This window comes from Bradyrhizobium sp. CCGUVB23, assembly GCF_024199885.1.
Classification (GTDB): Bacteria; Pseudomonadota; Alphaproteobacteria; order Rhizobiales; family Xanthobacteraceae; genus Bradyrhizobium.
The window spans coordinates 4,387,139-4,403,917 of sequence record NZ_JANADQ010000001.1; the positions used below are offsets into that span (position 1 = coordinate 4,387,139).

Consider the following 16,779-nt stretch of genomic DNA (forward strand, 5'->3'; position numbering starts at 1 on the left):
CCTCAGACGCAGCGCTTCACCCAGGCGCCGTTCACCAGCACCGTGGAGCACCTCACCGCCGGAACCGGCTCCCTGACCACCACCGCGGCATTCGGCCCGGCGCATCCGGCGCGATAGACGCCGCGCGCGCACACCACGGCATTGGCGTCGGGCGCTTCGACGACCATCGTCGCCGCGAAGGCGAGGATCGCGGACGCAATAAGCAGGCATGAACGCATGGTCTCCTCCCGGTCTTATCGTGATCAAAATCGAAGAGTCAGCAACCTCTCTGTGGCGGTATCGTCTGCGCACGCCGCTAGACATCGCCGCGCGGAACTGGCCATGCGCGGCGTTGTACGATCCTAGCGCGATCTTAGCGCGTGGCGAAGGGGGCCAGGACCTCCTTGCAGGCGGGCGACAGCGAGGCCGCGTTGGTTGCGAGGCACTGCGCGATGCGGCCGCCGCCCGGTGCCACGCCGGCGCATAATGTCCGGACATCGCCGCCGCATGCCGAACGCACGATGAGCAGTTCTTCGCGTGGCCGCAAGGGCCGCAGCACGATCACCGTCGGCGCTGCTGCAGGTGCAGCCGCCGTTGGGGCCGCGCCCGCAGTCGCTGCGGCGGCGGGAGCGCCGCCACCGCCGGTCGCGGCGCTCACCGCCTTCGCGCAGGCGGGCGAGACTTTCGCCTTGTTCTTTTCCAGGCATTCCAGCGCGGGCGCGCCGCCGGGCGGCACGCCGGCGCAGACTTTTGGATAGTCGGAGCGGCAGGCGCTCTTGATTACGGACACCTGTGCGCTGCCCGGCTGCTTCGCCGCGGCGGCTTTGGGTGTCTCGGCCTTGGGTGCTTCGGTCGTGGCGGCCGGCTTGCCGGGTTCGGCGGCAGGCGCCGATTCTGCTTTCGGTGCGGCCGGGGCGGCTTCTGTCTTTGGCGCAGCCGCCGGTTCGATCGGGCGCACCGCGCTCTGGCAGGCCGACGACAGGCTCGACATGTTCTTGTTCAGGCATTGCAGCGCCTCGGCGCCGCCCGGCGTCACGCTCGCGCAATGCGCCTGATAGTCGGCGCGGCACGCGGACCGGATCGCACTCTTCTGAGCGTCGGTCGGAGCCTGCGCGAAGATCGGTGCTGCAGTTGCGAAGAGAGCCGCCGCCAGCAACGCGTTGCGCGTTGCGACAATTCTCGAGCTGTCGAACATTTGCGTCAATTCCTGCCCTTGGAAGCTCATGCCTTGAAAATCGGAGCTTCGAAAAAGTCATATGATCGCAATCGGCGCGAGGGTCATCTCGCGCGCGGCATCATTGGCCGCTTTGGCCTCTACCGCAAGTAGATTATGCCCGCCGAATGTGGCGGGACAACATCGTCAGAGCTTGACCATGCGCTTGCCGCGGTTCTCGCCCGCAAGCAACCCGATCAGCGCCCGCGGCGTGTTCTCGAGGCCGCCAATGATGTCCTCCTGCACCTTCAACCGTCCCGACTTGACCCAGGCTTGCAGGTCGGTGAGCGCACGCTGGCTCTGGTTCATGTAGTCCATCACGATGAAGCCCTGCATCACGAGCCGCTTCACCACGATCAAGCCGGGCACGCCGCGCGGGCCATGCGCGGACGGCGCGCCGTCATATTGCGAGATCGCACCGCAGCAGGCGATACGGCCGTAATTGTTCATCTGTGGCAGGCAGGCTTCCAGAATGTCGCCGCCGACATTGTCGAAATAGACGTCGATGCCATCAGGTGCAGCCGCGCGCAGCGCCTTGAATACCGCGCCGTCCTTGTAATCGACCGCGGCATCGAAGCCGAGTTCCGAGGTGAGCCAGTTGCATTTGTCCTCGCCGCCGGCGATGCCGATCACGCGACATCCCTTGATCTTGGCGATCTGTCCGACGATCGATCCGACCGAGCCGGCAGCCGCCGAGACAACGACCGTCTCGCCCTCCTTGGGCTTGCCGATCTCCAGCAGGCCGAAATAGGCGGTGATGCCGGCGATGCCGAATACGCTGAGCAGATGCGTCAGTGGCTCGAGCTTCGGCATCTTTGTAAGATGCTTTGCGGGCACCGCGGCGTAATCCTGCCAGCCGGTATCGCCGAACACGATATCGCCGGCAGCGATCCCCGCTGCCTTGGAGCTGACGACCTCGGCGATGGCGCCGCCGGCCATCACGCTGTTGGCCTCGACCGCCGAGCGATAGGTTGCGCCATGCATCCAGGCTCGGTTGGCAGCATCGAGCGAGATGTAGCGCACGCGCAACAGCGCCTCGCCGTCGTTCGGCTCCGGCACGGTGCCTTCGACCATCTTGAAATGCTCCGGTCCAAGCTTGCCGCTCGGCTTCTCCACCAGGAGAATCTGGCGATTGACGGTCCCGCTCATGGGTCATCCCCTCTCTAATTGTTTGACTTTTATTGATGCAGATGTCGCGCAGAAAACATGCAAGCCGCATCCGTTGTGCGCTGCGTGAAAGCTAGATCGCTCCACCCATTTTCACAACGGGAACATCCGGCCAACGCGGGCGCCCGCCAAGCGTGTTGCGTCGCTGTCAAAATCTGCGACACTATGAAACGCCGGTGTACGTGGGGGTAAGAAATGTCGAACAGGTTCACGCAATACATTCTGGCCGCGATGGTGCTGGGCATCATTGTGGGGTCGGCGATCTACAATTTCATGCCCGACACCCGTGCCGAATGGGCGGCCTCGATCAACCTGATCGCCATGATGTTCCTGCGCCTGATCAAGATGATCATCGCGCCGCTGGTGTTCGCAACCCTGGTCGGCGGAATCGCGCATATGGGCTCGGGCGCAAGGCTCGGGCGGATCTTCGCCAAGACCATGGGCTGGTTCGTCAGCGCCTCCTTCGTGTCGCTGATGCTCGGCCTCGTGATGGTCAATCTGCTCCAGCCCGGCGCGAATTTCCCCGGCACGCTGCCGGAGAAGGGGCAGTCGACGGGATTGCCCGTTTCGGCCTTCTCGATCGAGAAGTTCCTGACCCATCTGATCCCGACCTCGATCGCGGATGCGATGGCGCAGAACGAGATCTTGCAGATCGTGATCTTCGCCGTGTTCTTCTCGGTCGCGATGGGCGCCATGCCTGAGCGCTCGAAGCCAATCCTGCAACTGATCGACGACGTCGCCCACATCATGCTGAAGGTGACGAGCTATGTGATGCTGTTCGCGCCGCTCGCGGTCTGGGCCGCCATCACCGCAACCGTCGCCAAGAACGGCCTCCTGGTGCTGTGGAAGCTCGTCGTGTTCATGGGCGGCTTCTACCTGTCGCTCATGATCCTCTGGGCCATCCTGGTCATCGTCGGCTTCATCGCGATCGGGCCGCGCTACAGCCATCTGTTGCGGCTGATCCGCGAGCCGCTGATGATCGCGTTCTCGACCGCGAGTTCGGAGGCCGCCTATCCGAAGACGCTGGAGGGGTTGACCAAGTTCGGCGCCTCCTCGCGGATCTCCAGCTTCGTGCTGCCGCTCGGCTATTCCTTCAATCTCGACGGCACGATGATGTACTGCACCTTCGCGAGCATCTTCATCGCGCAGACCTATCACATCGAGATGCCGCTCGCGACGCAGCTTGCGATGCTCGCCACGCTGATGATCACCTCCAAGGGCGTTGCCGGCGTGCCGCGTGCCTCGCTCGTGGTGATCGCCTCGACGCTCTCCCAGTTCGGCATCCCCGAGGCGGGCCTGCTGATGATCATGGGCATCGACACTTTCCTCGACATGGGGCGGAGCGCCACCAACGTGATCGGCAACTCGCTCGCCACCGCCGTGGTCGCGAAGTGGGAAGGCGAACTCGGGCCCGAGCATGCGCTCGGACCGGGTGAGGCTCCCACGCCGGACATGGTGCCGGGCGAAGTGCCCGCGATGGCCGGCCACTGACGGGAGCGCGTCATGCGCCTGATATCGGCGATATCGGCAGGCCTGTTGCTGGCATGCGTGCTGGCAACGGGAGCCTCGGGGCAGACCGGCGGCAGCGAAGGGTTGAGCCCGACGCTGTCAGCGATCAAGAGCGCCCATGTGGTGCGGCTCGGCTATCGCGAAAGCTCGCTGCCGTTCTCCTTCCTCGATCAGGCGGGCCGGCCGATCGGCTACAGCCTCGAGCTCTGCGAGGCCATCGTGGAGGAGATTGGCATCGAGGTTGACGATCCAAACCTGCGGATCGATTACGTCAAGGTCACCTCGGACGACCGCATCGACGCGGTCCTCCAGAACAAGATCGACCTAGAATGCGGCTCGACCACGGCCAATGCCGAGCGCGCCAAGCGCGTCGCGTTCTCACCTCTGATGTTCGTGGCCGGCACCAAGCTGATGGTGCCGAAGGCGTCCACCGTGTCCGGGGTCACCGACCTCAAGGGCAAGACGGTGGTGGTGACCAAGGGCACCACCAACGAGCAGGCGATGCATGCGGTCGACAAGAAGTTTTCGCTCGGCCTCAACATCATCACCTCGCCCGATCACGAGCAGTCGTTCCAGATGCTGGCCGACGGCAAGGCTGACGCGTTCGCGACCGACGACATCCTGCTCTACGGCCTGATCGTGCGCCACAAGGCGCAGGACAAGTTCCGCGTCACCGGCGATTACCTGTCCTACGACCCCTACGGCATCATGTTCCGCAAGAACGAGCCGCAACTATCGGCCGTCGTCGAGCGCACCTTCCGCAAGCTCGGCTCCAACCACGATCTCGTCCCGCTCTACAACAAGTGGTTCGTGGCGCGGCTGCCGACCGGCGAACGGCTCAACGTGCCGATCTCGCTGCAGCTCGAGGAAGCCTTCAAGGCAATGGACGATTCGCCGGGCGCGAATAATTAGCGCCTACGATTGAGCAGCACTCGAGCCTCACGCTCGCTGCTGTCCCTTCTCCCCATGTGGGAGAAGGTGGCGCGAAGCGCCGGATGAGGGGTTGCATCCACATACTCAACTTCGCGAGGTCACTCGCGGAGAGAGCCCCCTCACCCGTCTCGCCGCTTGCGCGGCGAGCCACCCTCTCCCACAAGGGGAGAGGGTGCAGCGGTCGCGTGGCGGACCAAGAACCTGGCGCACCGGCTGCCGCCAAGGGCTCGTGACCCGCAAAAGAAGCCCTTACCGCCGAACCCCGACGCGATTGACGCCCCCATTCCAATTGCCTGGACCGGCCGTGCCAGCGCGGACCGCGGCACGTGCCACCGGCCGGGGCCTGAGCACGACGCCTGCTCTTGCGACGCAACTGGGCGGATAATCAATGTACTGGCAGTACACGACGGCTTTGGCTGGTGCTGGATTGAGAGTGACGCCTGCAAATCCTAACAGGACGCTGGCAGCGATCCCCGTAACTGTGACGGACTTGATCGAAAGATGCTTCCTCCGATGCATGGTGATCCTCCTCCTCGCGCGTGCGAAACTACGGCAGCCCATGTGCGGCCGAACCTAACGTGAGGACCAGGGATCAGCCGACCTTGACGTAGATCAACGGTGCGCCGGCCTGCAGCCGCCGCTTCGGTTCAACGGCAGGCCAGCGTTCGCCTAATGGCCCGCTATCCGAACACCCGGTCCAGCGCCGCGTCATACGTTGCCTGAACGAGTTCCGGATACAGCTTCCCCAGCGCCTCCATCATCACGCCGGAGTTGATCTCGAGCACTTTCCACACGCCATCGACACGGACGAGGTCGATGGATGCGAAGGTGATGCCGATGGCGCGGGCGGCATCGATCGCGAGTTTTGCGCAGGCCGCGCGCGTCTCGCCGCCCTCAATGAGAACGGGCTTCGCGCCGGCATCGAGATTGTGGCGCCAGGTGAGGACGCGCCGCTCGCCCTTTGGAACGACGGCGTCGAGCGCGTGCGCGTCGAGATCATCCAGCTTCACCTTGGGCACCGCGCGCGCCAGTTCGCGCAGCGTCTGCACGCCGTCGCCGGTGACCGACGGCCGCTCCTTGCCATAGACCGCCATCGGCGTCTCATCGAGGAGAATGACCCGGACCTCGTCCTCGATATCGACATAGGGCGCGATCACGAGGCCCAGGCTCATCGCAAAGACCTCGCTCACGGCGCGTTCGAGCTCGGCGCTGCCTGTCACCTTGACGACTGACCGGCCGGCCGTACCCTCGTTTGGCTTCACCACGAGCCCTTGCGGATTCTGGATCGAGAGCCGGAGCATTGCCTCCCACCACCGCGGTCCGGCGACGTGCTCGCCCAACTTCGGATTGAGGAAGAGGTGATGGGCGATAGAGGGCACGCCCGCCAGCGCGAGCACCTCTGATGTGGCCGATTTGTCGTTCGCGAGGCGATGCGCAATCGCGCTGTTGAGACCGATGTCGTAGCCGAAGGCGAAGCGGCGGGTCTCGCCCCGGTCCATCGCGATCAGCCAGCCGTCTGCGCGCACGTCGATGGCGACGCCATGCCGCGCGCAATAGCTCCGTATCGCCTGGACGAATATCCGTCCATTGTTTGGCAGCATGCTTGTCCCGCCAAAAGATCGCTTCATGCCGGAATCGGCGGTCTGCCATGGCCAAAAGCAGAGCTATTCTTAATGAATTTCTCGCGAGCGAAATGGAAATTAAGTGCTGCCAGCTGCGCCGTTTAGGCAAAGAAATTGCTGCAATGCGGCCCGAAAAGAGAAAATCGTTAATTATCCTTACAAATCAACGGGAAATGCCGGTTTGATCGGCATCAATTGCTGCACGAACGAGGTTGATTATTGACCTCAATGGCGTACATCAACGACGTGAAATCATCCGCCATGACAGTGGTGTTCGCCCCCAACGTCGAAGGGGCCGGGCAACCCTTTTGTTCAAAACCGCATAGATTCGGAATATCGAAACACATGAGCGCGTTTTATCGAGAGAAGGTCCTTTCCGTCCAGCACTGGACCGATACCCTGTTCAGCTTCCGCGCGACCCGCGACACCGGCTTCCGGTTCCAGAATGGCCAGTTCGCGATGATCGGCCTCGAAGTGGACGGCCGTCCGTTGCTGCGCGCCTACAGCATGGCGAGCGCCAATCACGAGGAAGAGCTCGAGTTCTTCTCGATCAAGGTCCAGGACGGCCCGCTCACCTCGCGCCTCCAGAAGATCAAGGAAGGCGACACCATCCTGGTCGGCCGCAAGGCGACCGGCACGCTCGTGGCCGACAACCTCATTCCCGGCAAGCGGCTTCTCCTGCTGTCGACCGGCACCGGCCTCGCGCCGTTCGCGAGCCTGATCAAGGACCCCGACGTCTATGACCGGTTCGAGACCATCGTGCTGGTTCACGGCTGTCGCCAGGTCTCCGAGCTCGCCTATGGCGAGCAGCTCGTCGCGACCTTGCGCGATGACGAACTGTTCGGGCCGATGCTGTCCGAGAAGCTGGTCTATTATCCGACCGTGACCCGCGAGCCGTTCAAGAACCGCGGCCGCATCACCGACCTCATCAACTCCGCGCAGCTCTTCAACGACATCGGCCAGGCTCCGCTCGACATCGCAACCGACCGCATCATGATGTGCGGCAGCCCGGCGATGCTCGAAGAACTCCGCGGCATGTTCGAAGGCCGCGGCTTCACTGAGGGCTCCGGCAGCGAGCCCGGCCATTTCGTGATCGAAAAGGCCTTCGTGGAGCGCTGATCTCCGCTCGGAGAGTGGCGCCCCCACTCTCGCCAAACTTTCCCATCGTCATCCCGGGGGCGCGAAAGGCGCGAGCCCGGGATTCCGCGCGAGCGCTTGCGCTCGTCGCGAGAGCCCCGGCTGGAGTTGTGGCGCGAGACGGTGGCTACAAGTCTTCGCGTATCGTTGAGCCGATCCGGGCACCGTCCGTGCCCCATTCCAATCCAGTCTATTGCACTGCAGCAGCCCGCCCGCCCGGCGGATTGATCTGCGCTGGCCGAATTCGGTAGCCTGAAACCGGAAGCCGCGTCATATCCGTATGAAGGCGCAGCCGTATAGTAGCCCGTCAGCCCGACGAGAGGATGTGATCGTGTCCAACGTCAATAAAGCGCACAACCAGCCCAGGGGACCTCTCGAACAGGGTGTCATGGAGACCCTGCTGCTCCCGTTCTCGCCGCGTTTCATCGTGCTGACGATCTGCGCGGTCGTTACCGCCCTCCTGATCGGCTTCGGCATCGCCGACCGCAAGATTTTCGACATCCTGATCATTCCCATCGTGATCTTCGGCGGGCTCACGCTGCTCGGCGTCCGCGATCTCCTGCAAAAGGGCCACGCGGTCCTGCGCAACTACCCGATTTCGGCGCATATGCGCTTCCTGCTCGAGGAAATCCGCCCGGAGATGCGGCAGTATTTCTTCGAGAGCGAGAAGGACGGGATGCCGTTCTCGCGCGACACCCGCGCGGTGGTCTACCAGCGCGCCAAGATGCAGCTCGACAAGCGGCCCTTCGGCACACAGGAGGACGTCTATCGCGAGGGCTATGAATGGATGCATCACTCGGTCTCGCCGAAGACGCGGTCCGATGAGAAATTCCGTATCACCATCGGCGGGCCGGACTGCACGAAGCCCTATTCCGCATCGGTGTTCAACGTCTCGGCCATGAGCTTTGGCGCGCTCAGCCCCAACGCCGTGCGCGCGCTGAATGCCGGCGCGAAGAGAGGCGGCTTCGCCCACGACACCGGCGAGGGTGGCGTCAGCCCCTATCACCGCGAGATGGGCGGCGACATCATCTGGGAGATCGGCTCGGGCTATTTCGGCTGCCGGCATCTCGATGGCACCTTCGATCCGGACGCCTTCGCCAAAGTTGCAACCGAAGACCAGATCAAGATGGTCGAGCTCAAGATCAGCCAGGGGGCCAAGCCCGGCCATGGCGGCGTGCTGCCGGCGGCCAAGGTCTCTGAAGAGATTTCAAAGATCCGCGGCGTCAAGATGGGTGAGGACTGCATCTCACCGGCCTCGCACCGCGCCTTCTCCACCCCGATCGGGATGATGCAGTTCATCGCCGAGATGCGAAAACTCTCCGGCGGCAAGCCGGCCGGCTTCAAGCTGTGCATCGGCCATACCTGGGAGTTCCTGGCGATCTGCAAGGCCATGCTGGAGACCGGCATCTACCCGGACTTCATCGTCGTCGACGGCAATGAAGGCGGTACCGGTGCTGCGCCGCTCGAGTTCATGGATCATCTGGGCATGCCGATGCGTGAGGGCGTTAACTTCGTGCACAATGCGCTGGTCGGCATCAACGCGCGCGACCGCATCAAGATCGGCGCGTCGGGCAAGGTAGCGACCGCCTTCGACATGGCGCGCGCCATGGCGATCGGCGCCGACTGGTGCAATTCGGCGCGCGGCTTCATGTTCTCGCTCGGCTGCATCCAATCCTTGAGCTGTCATACCGACCGCTGCCCGACTGGTGTCGCCACGCAGGACCCGACGCGCGCCCGCGCGCTTTACGTGCCACTCAAGATCGACCGCGTGCACAACTATCACCATGCGACGTTGCACTCGCTCTCCGAGCTGATCGCCGCGGCCGGCCTCGAGCATCCGCAGGAGCTGCGCCCGATCCACTTCGCCCAGCGGACCTCGACCACCGAGGTGAAGTCGTTCGCGCAGCTCTATCCGGCGCTGCGGCCTGGGGAGCTGCTCGAGGGCACCGAAGACCCGCGCTTCCGCGATGCCTGGCGGATGGCGCGGGCGGATACGTTCCAGCCGGTTCTGTGAGGGCCCGGCCCGATCCATGGACGAACGGCGAATCCAGTCGCGGCACCGCGTGCTCAAGGCCGGAACCATCGAGTTCGGCGGCGGCGCGATCGACTGCGCCGTCCGCAACTTCTCGGACACAGGCGCCGCGCTCGACGTCACCAGCCCGGTCGGCATCCCCGAGCATTTCACGCTTTTCGTCCAGGCTGATGGAAGGCATCTGTCCTGCACCGTGGTGTGGCGCAAGGAAAAGCGCATCGGCGTGAAATTCGGCTGAGCCGCGGCCTCGCGCGTTGAAACCCTCAACACTCGATCTGCATTGTCCTGCAACGCGCGCGTTGAGCCGAGAGGCGATCATGAGGACAGCGAGCATGGCCGCTTTACTCTGGCTTGCACTATCGCCCACGGCCATGGCGCAAGGCGGAGGATATCCCGCAAGTCCGTCGCACGCCGTCGTCGGCACGACGGCGGACGGCACTCCACGCTACGGCCGCGAGCCGCGGAAGGAACAGGGGGCGTCGGATACCGTGGGCCGTGGCGGCGCGTTCGATAGCAGCGGCAAGCAGGATCGAACGCCTGAAGCGAGCAACCGCGCCGACGACAGGCAGAGAACTACTAGCGGCCCTCAAGAGCGAGGGAAGTGAATCTCGAGTGACGCGCGGTAGCGCCCCAAACTCAACCGTCGTCTAGGGCTCGCGCTGCGCGCGCCCCGGGACGACGAGTGGAGAGGTAGCTCACGCCGCCGCCTGCTCACTTTTCCGGCTCGCAAGGATCTTGTCGATCCTCCGGCCGTCGAGATCGACGACTTCGAGATGCCAGCTGCCGAGGTCGAACGCGTCGCCGACGTTCGGTAGCACGTTGAAGTGTTGCAGCACGAGGCCGGCCACGGTGTTGTAGCGGGGATGCGGCGGCAGCTCGAAGCCGAGCAGCTCGCCGAATTCATCGACCGGCATCCAGCCCGAGACCAGCAGCGAGCCGTCGGCGCGCGTGACGTAGGCCGGCTCCGGCGGGCCTTCCTCGGAATGGAACGCGCCGACGATGGATTCCAGAATATCGGCCGCGGTGACCACGCCTTCGAAGGCGCCGTATTCGTCGTAGACGAGGCCAATATGCACCGGCGCCGCCTTCAGGATCGCCAGCACGTCGCGCGCATCGGCGGAGGCCGGAATCACCGGCGCGTCGCGCACGAGCGCGCGCAGATCGGGCGTGCGCGCGTTCATGTATGCGACGAGCAGATCCTTGGCCTGGAGCACGCCGATCGGCTTGTCGCGGTCGCCGTCGGACACGGGAAAGCGCGAATGGGGGCTTTTCGACATGATCTCGCGGATCGTCTCCGGCGCGTCGTTGAGGTCGATCTCGTCGACATCGGTCCGCGGCGTCATGACGGCGCCGACCGGACGGTCGCCGAGCCGCATCACGCCGGCGATCATCTCCCTCTCACCCGGCTCCAGCACGCCGGCGCTCTCGGCCTCGCTGACGAGGTGATGGATCTCGTCCTCCGAGACCGTCTCCTCCGCCTTGCCGCCGCGGCCGAGCAGCGTCAGGATCAGCTTGCCGGAGAGATCCAGCAGCACCACCAGCGGAAGCGAGATCCTCGCGAGCCAGTCCATCACCGGCGCGACCTTGACCGCGATGCTTTCAGGATCGCGCAGCGCCACCTGCTTGGGCACCAGCTCGCCGACGATCAGCGTCGTATAGGTGATGAGGGTTACGACGATGCCGACGCCGACGATGTCGGCGATGCCCGCCGACAAGCCGAGCTCGACCAGCCATTGCGACAGCCGCTGCCCGAGCGTTGCGCCCGAGAACGCGCCGGAGAGCACGCCGACCAGCGTGATGCCGATCTGCACCGTCGAGAGAAACTTTCCGGGATCGGACGCCAGCGCCAGCGCGCGCTCGGCGCCGCGCACCCCCTTGGCCGCCAGCATCGAGAGCCGGGCCGGCCGCGAGGAGACGACCGCCAGCTCCGACATGGACAACAGGCCGTTAATGACAATCAGCAGGACGACGATGAGGAGTTCGAGCGAGAGCATTGTGCAAGATGGTTGGAAAGGCTTCGGCCGGCGACCTGCCGGCAACTCACCCTATATATGAATGCCTCGACCGATTTCGTCGGCCTTTGGTAAAATTGTCGCATCTTTCCGCGCCGTCCCGGCAGGCTGTGCCGGTTGGATGCGCGCCTCAAGGCGGCTCAGGCGAGAGCGCTTTCCTGCGCCGGCGCGGATTTTCGAGGCCAGGTTTCTGGGAACCTGTTTAGCCGACATTAATGATGCCTTCTCAATGTGGCACATCCGGTTCGGTTTCAGGCCATGTCTATGTATTGCCTGTAAACGTTGATTAACGAGGCCGTTCCCATATTTCCGCGTGTCGAGCGTGCGATCGATGGAGAAGTCTAACGGCTCCTGCGACCGCAACATTTCAGGAAAGCGTTTTCGCCGCAGCGACGGCAATCAGGGTAAAGATCATGCTCCGCCGCTCAGTGCTTCGTTTCGCGAGAGATCGTAAGGCCAACGTTGCCGTCATCTTCGCGCTCGTGATGATCCCGACGATCTATCTGTTGGGCATGGCGCTCGACTACACGCAAGCCTTGCGCAAGCGCGAGCAGCTTGATGCAGCCGCGGACGCAGCTGCAATCGCGGCCGTGAGGCCGGCGATGCTGACGCAGACCGACTCCACCGTTGTCGAGGCGACCGCGAAGGCCGTGTTTGCGGCGAAGGCTAGTCTTGCCGGTCTGTCGTCAACGCCGGTCCCGACGGTCACAGTCACCGATTCCGGGCTGCAGCGGACCATCAAGGTTACATACAGCGCGCAGTCCATCAATAATTTTCCGCTCTTTCTCGGCAGCCAGACGTGGCCAGTCAACGGCTCGTCGACAGCGCGGGCCTCGAGCGCGCCCAACATGAATTTCTATCTGCTGCTGGACGACTCGCCGTCCATGGCGATTGCAGCGACCAGCAGCGCCATTACCGCCATGATCGCCGCCACAAGTAGCCAGCCTTCAGCCTCAAAGAGCTGCGCATTCGCCTGCCATGAAACAAATCCCAGCAAAGACAGCGGTGCGACCGCATCAACTGTAGACAACCTGAGCATCGCGCGTACGAACAACATTACGTTGCGTATCGATTTCGTGAAGGCTGCGGTCACGCAATTGCTGGCTGGGCCATGGACGTGCCCGCAGGCGGGTGTTTCAGGCGGCGTCATGCAGTGCATGGCGGCGCTCAACAACACGACCTACCAGGCGGCCCTCTACACCTTCGACACCGGCCTCAATGAGATCCAAAAGCTCACCACCCCGACCACCGCCGCCGGTCAGATTTCCAATATTCAGCTCATGACGGTTGATCACCAGAACTGCGTCACCACCACGAGCTGCAACACCGACTACGGAACGGACATCTCGGGCGCGCTCACGACGCTCGGAAAGGACGCCAGTTCCATCATGCCCAACCCCGGCGGTGGCACTAATCAATCGAATGACACCCCGCAGGAGGTGGTCTTCCTCATCACGGACGGGGTCGACGACAAGCTCGTCACGACCAGCACGAGCTGCGACGCGAACGCCACCTATCCGCTTCCGAAGGTCACCGTGAACAAAACTTCGTACTGGCGATGCCAGCAGCCACTCGATGCAACGATATGCACGACCATCAAGAACCGCGGCATTCGCATCGCGGTCCTCTACACCGAGTATTTGCAGCTGACGACGGATGGCTGGTACAACACCAGGATTTCACAGTTCAACAACCCATCCTCGTCGACGGGCACGATCGCACAACGGCTGAAATCCTGCGCATCGCCCGGTCTGTTCGCGGATGTTGACAGCAGCGACAAGATTCCGGATGCGCTGACGAAGCTGTTCCTCAATGTCGTGTCCGCCACGGCCAGCCTCGTGCAGTAGGGAAAGCACCATGAGCGAGCCGGAAGTCGCATCAACGAAGAGACGCAAGGGCTGCGTCGCCTTCCTCGCGGACAACAAGGGGGCCACGGCCGTCGAGTTCGCGCTCGTCGCTGCGCCGTTCCTCGCGCTCATCATCGCGCTCATTCAGACGTTTCTGGTGTTTTTCGCCCAGCAGTCTCTCGAAGCGGTCGTGCGCCAGTCGGCCCGTCTCATCGCGACCGGGCAGGTACAGAGTGCACAGATGACCCAGGCTGCATTCGCGCAGCAAGTGTGCAACCAGGTCGTCATATTCTTCGATTGCCAGGGCTTGATGGTCGACGTGCAGGTTGCCAATTCGTGGACGGCAGCAAACACGAGCACTCCCGCGCTGACGTTCGACAGCCAGGGCAAGGTCACGAATGTCTGGCAATTCAATCCCGGAACCGCCGGCGATATCGTCGTTCTCCGGGTCATATACGTATGGCCGGTCGTCCTGGGGCCGCTTGGTTTCAATCTGTCGAATCTTGCCAGCGGCGGTCGGGAGATCATGGGGTCTGCCGCTTTCCAGAACGAGCCGTCCTCTTAGGAGTTACTCATGATCGCCAGCCTGTCATCTCGCGCGCGGGACCTGTGCACCGACGTCAAAGCCGTGGCGGCGACGGAGTTCGCCATCGTGCTGCCGTTCATGCTGGTGCTCTACGTCGGCGGCGTCGAGCTCGGGAACGGGTTGGCGATGAACGTCAAGGTCAGCGAGACCGCGCACAGCCTCGCCGACATGGTGTCGCAGAATACGCAGGTCACGGACGCCCGGATGCAAGCCATCCTTGGGGCTGCGACGGCCATCATGGCGCCCTATCCGATCAAGAATGCCAGTGGCGCTTCGCTCATTACGATCACGGTATCCGAAGTTTCTACCGACAAAGACGGCAATGCGACGGTTCAATGGAGCGTGTCAAACAGCTCGTCGGCAGCAAGGACCGTCGGTCAGCAGATGACCTTGTCCTCATTCACCGCAGCCGACCCAAAAAATCCGACCAATGCCAACCTCTCGCTCATTCTGAGTGAGGTCTCCTATGACTACACGCCGAATCTGGGCTATTCGATCGCCGGGACCGTAAAGCTTTCCGACAGCTACTACCTGTTTCCACGCTGCTCGACGAATAGCCCCACCACGTCGACCTTTCCCTATTACGACGTCAAATATCCGGCCACGACCATTTGCACCTGCATCCAGCATGTGCAGGAAAAGAGCTGTTAGGTTCGCGCAGTGTCGTCGCCCGATATAGCGGTAACGTCGCTCCGGCCCCGGCGTTCGCGGCCGCTCAGAACTCGCCGTGCAGCCGTCCTGAAAACACCGACACCGGCCCGCGGTCGGCGTTGTAGGCGGGGTTGACGATGAGCTGGTAGTCGGCGGTGAAGGTCAGCGACTTGTTCAGTGCGAGCGCGTAGTAGGTCTCCAGCACGCGCTCGGTGCGGTAGTTGAGCTGGCCGTCGCCGATCAGGGGTCCCAATCCGCCGGCGGCGATGAAGTCGCGGTGATCCTGCGACAGGCCGTTGATGGCGCCGCCGATCGCGACGACGTCGTCGGGCCGGCCCCATTTGGTGCCCTTGACCGACACGCCACCGGACAGGCTGCGATCGATGTCGGTGAACGCCATGATCTCGTTGTGGCCGTCGTTCCAGCTCCAGCGGCCGAACACGCCGATATCGTCGGTGATCGCCTGCTCGAGATTGAAGGCGTAGCCGTATTTGATGCGGCCGCGGCGGGTCTGGGCGATGTCGAGATTGAGCGCGGGATTGTCCAGCGTCTCGCGATAGCTGCCGGAGAAGACACTGTTGACGAAGCCGAGCGTACGCAGCTTGCCGGGCTGGCCGAACAGCGAGTAACGCGTCTCCAGCTCGGCGACGTATTCGCCGCGCTTGGGGATGTTCATGTCGAAATTGTTCGAGTTCGACTCGGCATCCATCAGGAAGTAGCCGGCACGAAGCGCCCATTGTTTCTGGTTCAGTTCGGCGGTCGCGCCATAGCCGAGGCCAAGCTTGTCGGCCGCATAGTCGAAGGCGCCCGAGGCCCAGATCGACCAGTTCATGAAATCCTTGCGCGGGTCGTGCGCGTAGGCATTGCCGTCGAACACGTCGACGACCGAGAATTTGCCGACCTGCACCGTCAGGCGCGAGATGTCGACCTTGTCGGCCAGCTGAAGCTGGCCGCTGGCGAGTTCTTCCTGTTCGCCGCCGAAGCCAAAGGTCTGGCGTAAAAACAACCGCGAGGCGTTGAAATGCGGGTAGGGGAAGCCGGATTTCTGCGCCTCGCCATTCGTGAAGCCCGCGATGCCCGTCGTGTTGTTGAAGCCAAAACCTTGCAGCAGTTCGGGATTGAAATAGACTTCGCCGCCGTCCCAGAGACGCGCGTTGAGATAGAGCGAGTTGCTCCAGGTCTCCTGGTATTGCGGCGCCGGCGTCAGGCTGTTCGGCCCGCTATAGGGCGCTTGAAACGCCGGGTAGCCTTGCGCCACGAAGGTCGACTGGCCGTGGATTTCCCAGCGATCGGATTCGGTGTCCGTGATGCCTGATTTCGGATTGTAGGTCGGCATGCCCGGCCAATCGATCTTGCGATTGAGGCCGAGCCGGATGGTGTGCAGATCCATGGTCGAGGCGTAGTTCACCCCCGACGGGAAGCTGACACTGGCGTCGTCGAACTTGCGATAGAAATATTCGAGTCGCGCGGTCCAGTGCGGCGCGAAGGCATATTCGACGCCGGCGCCTGCAGCCCAGCCGAGCCGCGTATGCAGCCGACGGTCCTCGACATCGTTGATTGGCGTCGAGAGGAAGCGCTCACCCGCAAAGGCAAAACCGCCGGTCGCATAGAACAACCAGGCGCCGGTGGCGTAGCCGAGCCGCGCGCGCAGGCTCGCGAAATAGTCCCAGCGCTCCTCCGCGATCGACAGCGCGGTCGCCGCCGATGACACGACGTGGTTGGACGGCAGATAGTTCGGAAATGAAATGTCGCCTTCGACGCCGAGGAGCAGGCCCGAATTGAGCCGCCAGTTGTAGCCGGCCTGCACGCCGCCGGTCATGCCGTTGAAGACATTGTGGTCGGTGGCGACGGTGGGGTCGGTCAGCGTCGCGCTCGAAGTGCCATACGTGTAGCCGACATGCGCGCCGATATAGAGCCCCGTCCAGTCATAGACGGCCTTGAGCGCAGGCGCCTTGAGCGGCAGATCGGCCGCCTGGCTTACCGTGGGAAGTATCAGCATGCCCGAGGCGATCGCAGCGGCCGTGCGCAATAACCGATATCGGTGATCTCTCAACGTCAAAACGCACGCCCCCAAACGCCAATTGCCCCACC

The 16,779-nt window shown here is 63.3% G+C and carries 15 protein-coding genes; 8 read left to right on the forward strand and 7 right to left on the reverse strand.

All coding sequences use genetic code 11. From position 1 onward, the window contains the following. Positions 1–2: 2 nt before the first annotated feature. The 3 genes from NLN62_RS20090 to NLN62_RS20100 all read right to left on the reverse strand — a co-directional run bounded on the left by NLN62_RS20090 (position 3) and on the right by NLN62_RS20100 (position 2,341). Entirely contained in the window at positions 3–218 is a 216-nt protein-coding gene (locus tag NLN62_RS20090) for a hypothetical protein (protein WP_027520914.1), read from the reverse strand. Between the two features lie 134 nt (positions 219–352). After that, positions 353–1,174: a cysteine rich repeat-containing protein gene (locus NLN62_RS20095; protein ID WP_254109927.1), complete on the reverse strand. Its 822-nt coding sequence runs from the start codon at positions 1,172–1,174 to the stop codon at positions 353–355. Positions 1,175–1,339: 165 nt separating this feature from the next. Continuing rightward, the gene (locus NLN62_RS20100) at positions 1,340–2,341 is read right to left on the reverse strand and encodes an NADP-dependent oxidoreductase (protein ID WP_254109928.1); all 1,002 of its coding nucleotides are present in this window, start codon (positions 2,339–2,341) and stop codon (positions 1,340–1,342) included. A gap of 213 nt (positions 2,342–2,554) precedes the next feature. Between NLN62_RS20100 and NLN62_RS20105 the strand changes: the two genes are divergently transcribed. After that, the gene (locus tag NLN62_RS20105) at positions 2,555–3,850 is read left to right on the forward strand and encodes a dicarboxylate/amino acid:cation symporter (protein ID WP_027520911.1); all 1,296 of its coding nucleotides are present in this window, start codon (positions 2,555–2,557) and stop codon (positions 3,848–3,850) included. Between the two features lie 12 nt (positions 3,851–3,862). Next, positions 3,863–4,780 carry an amino acid ABC transporter substrate-binding protein gene (locus tag NLN62_RS20110; RefSeq protein ID WP_027520910.1) on the forward strand — a complete coding sequence of 306 codons (918 nt, stop codon included), beginning with the start codon at positions 3,863–3,865 and terminating at the stop codon, positions 4,778–4,780. A 270-nt stretch (positions 4,781–5,050) separates the two neighbouring features. Here NLN62_RS20110 and NLN62_RS20115 read toward each other — a convergent pair whose 3' ends face one another. Together NLN62_RS20115 and NLN62_RS20120 are read right to left on the reverse strand one after the other, a co-directional pair. After that, positions 5,051–5,320, reverse strand: a complete 270-nt coding sequence (locus tag NLN62_RS20115; protein WP_084801316.1) for a hypothetical protein — start codon at positions 5,318–5,320, stop codon at positions 5,051–5,053. 161 nt (positions 5,321–5,481) lie between these two features. After that, the gene (locus NLN62_RS20120) at positions 5,482–6,402 is read right to left on the reverse strand and encodes a RimK family alpha-L-glutamate ligase (protein ID WP_371933002.1); all 921 of its coding nucleotides are present in this window, start codon (positions 6,400–6,402) and stop codon (positions 5,482–5,484) included. A 366-nt stretch (positions 6,403–6,768) separates the two neighbouring features. Here NLN62_RS20120 and NLN62_RS20125 point away from each other — a divergent pair, with 366 nt between their 5' ends. The 3 genes from NLN62_RS20125 (at position 6,769) to NLN62_RS20135 (ending at position 9,830) form a co-directional block, all read left to right on the forward strand. After that, a complete protein-coding gene (locus NLN62_RS20125) occupies positions 6,769–7,542 on the forward strand; it encodes a ferredoxin--NADP reductase (protein WP_027520908.1) in 774 nt (257 codons plus the stop codon). Between the two features lie 406 nt (positions 7,543–7,948). After that, a complete protein-coding gene (locus tag NLN62_RS20130; protein WP_254113556.1) occupies positions 7,949–9,574 on the forward strand; it encodes an FMN-binding glutamate synthase family protein in 1,626 nt (541 codons plus the stop codon). 16 nt (positions 9,575–9,590) lie between these two features. Continuing rightward, complete coding sequence (locus NLN62_RS20135) at positions 9,591–9,830, forward strand: PilZ domain-containing protein (protein WP_254109929.1); 240 nt, start codon at positions 9,591–9,593, stop codon at positions 9,828–9,830. Between the two features lie 457 nt (positions 9,831–10,287). Here the strand turns inward: NLN62_RS20135 and NLN62_RS20140 are convergent, their stop codons facing one another. After that, on the reverse strand, positions 10,288–11,586 hold the full coding sequence (locus NLN62_RS20140; protein WP_254109930.1) for a hemolysin family protein: 1,299 nt from the start codon (positions 11,584–11,586) through the stop codon (positions 10,288–10,290). Positions 11,587–12,017: 431 nt separating this feature from the next. On the opposite strand from NLN62_RS20140, the gene NLN62_RS20145 reads away from it, so the two are divergent. The 3 genes from NLN62_RS20145 to NLN62_RS20155 are packed head-to-tail and all read left to right on the forward strand — an operon-like array spanning position 12,018 to position 14,688. After that, a complete protein-coding gene (locus NLN62_RS20145; protein WP_027520902.1) occupies positions 12,018–13,451 on the forward strand; it encodes a TadE/TadG family type IV pilus assembly protein in 1,434 nt (477 codons plus the stop codon). Between the two features lie 10 nt (positions 13,452–13,461). After that, positions 13,462–14,016: a TadE/TadG family type IV pilus assembly protein gene (locus NLN62_RS20150; protein ID WP_027520901.1), complete on the forward strand. Its 555-nt coding sequence runs from the start codon at positions 13,462–13,464 to the stop codon at positions 14,014–14,016. 9 nt (positions 14,017–14,025) lie between these two features. Further along, on the forward strand, positions 14,026–14,688 hold the full coding sequence (locus NLN62_RS20155; protein WP_027520900.1) for a TadE/TadG family type IV pilus assembly protein: 663 nt from the start codon (positions 14,026–14,028) through the stop codon (positions 14,686–14,688). Between the two features lie 64 nt (positions 14,689–14,752). On the opposite strand, the gene NLN62_RS20160 is transcribed toward NLN62_RS20155, so the two are convergent. Further along, positions 14,753–16,687 carry a carbohydrate porin gene (locus NLN62_RS20160; protein ID WP_051389596.1) on the reverse strand — a complete coding sequence of 645 codons (1,935 nt, stop codon included), beginning with the start codon at positions 16,685–16,687 and terminating at the stop codon, positions 14,753–14,755. Positions 16,688–16,779 lie beyond the last annotated feature (92 nt).

Coding starts and splice junctions, on each gene's coding strand:
- NLN62_RS20090 (WP_027520914.1), bottom strand. CDS start 218: ATGCGTTCATGCCTGCTTATTGCGTCCGCGATCCTCGCCTTCGCGGCG.
- NLN62_RS20095 (WP_254109927.1), bottom strand. CDS start 1,174: ATGTTCGACAGCTCGAGAATTGTCGCAACGCGCAACGCGTTGCTGGCG.
- NLN62_RS20100 (WP_254109928.1), bottom strand. CDS start 2,341: ATGAGCGGGACCGTCAATCGCCAGATTCTCCTGGTGGAGAAGCCGAGC.
- NLN62_RS20105 (WP_027520911.1), top strand. CDS start 2,555: ATGTCGAACAGGTTCACGCAATACATTCTGGCCGCGATGGTGCTGGGC.
- NLN62_RS20110 (WP_027520910.1), top strand. CDS start 3,863: ATGCGCCTGATATCGGCGATATCGGCAGGCCTGTTGCTGGCATGCGTG.
- NLN62_RS20115 (WP_084801316.1), bottom strand. CDS start 5,320: ATGCATCGGAGGAAGCATCTTTCGATCAAGTCCGTCACAGTTACGGGG.
- NLN62_RS20120 (WP_371933002.1), bottom strand. CDS start 6,402: ATGCTGCCAAACAATGGACGGATATTCGTCCAGGCGATACGGAGCTAT.
- NLN62_RS20125 (WP_027520908.1), top strand. CDS start 6,769: ATGAGCGCGTTTTATCGAGAGAAGGTCCTTTCCGTCCAGCACTGGACC.
- NLN62_RS20130 (WP_254113556.1), top strand. CDS start 7,949: ATGGAGACCCTGCTGCTCCCGTTCTCGCCGCGTTTCATCGTGCTGACG.
- NLN62_RS20135 (WP_254109929.1), top strand. CDS start 9,591: ATGGACGAACGGCGAATCCAGTCGCGGCACCGCGTGCTCAAGGCCGGA.
- NLN62_RS20140 (WP_254109930.1), bottom strand. CDS start 11,586: ATGCTCTCGCTCGAACTCCTCATCGTCGTCCTGCTGATTGTCATTAAC.
- NLN62_RS20145 (WP_027520902.1), top strand. CDS start 12,018: ATGCTCCGCCGCTCAGTGCTTCGTTTCGCGAGAGATCGTAAGGCCAAC.
- NLN62_RS20150 (WP_027520901.1), top strand. CDS start 13,462: ATGAGCGAGCCGGAAGTCGCATCAACGAAGAGACGCAAGGGCTGCGTC.
- NLN62_RS20155 (WP_027520900.1), top strand. CDS start 14,026: ATGATCGCCAGCCTGTCATCTCGCGCGCGGGACCTGTGCACCGACGTC.
- NLN62_RS20160 (WP_051389596.1), bottom strand. CDS start 16,687: ATGCTGATACTTCCCACGGTAAGCCAGGCGGCCGATCTGCCGCTCAAG.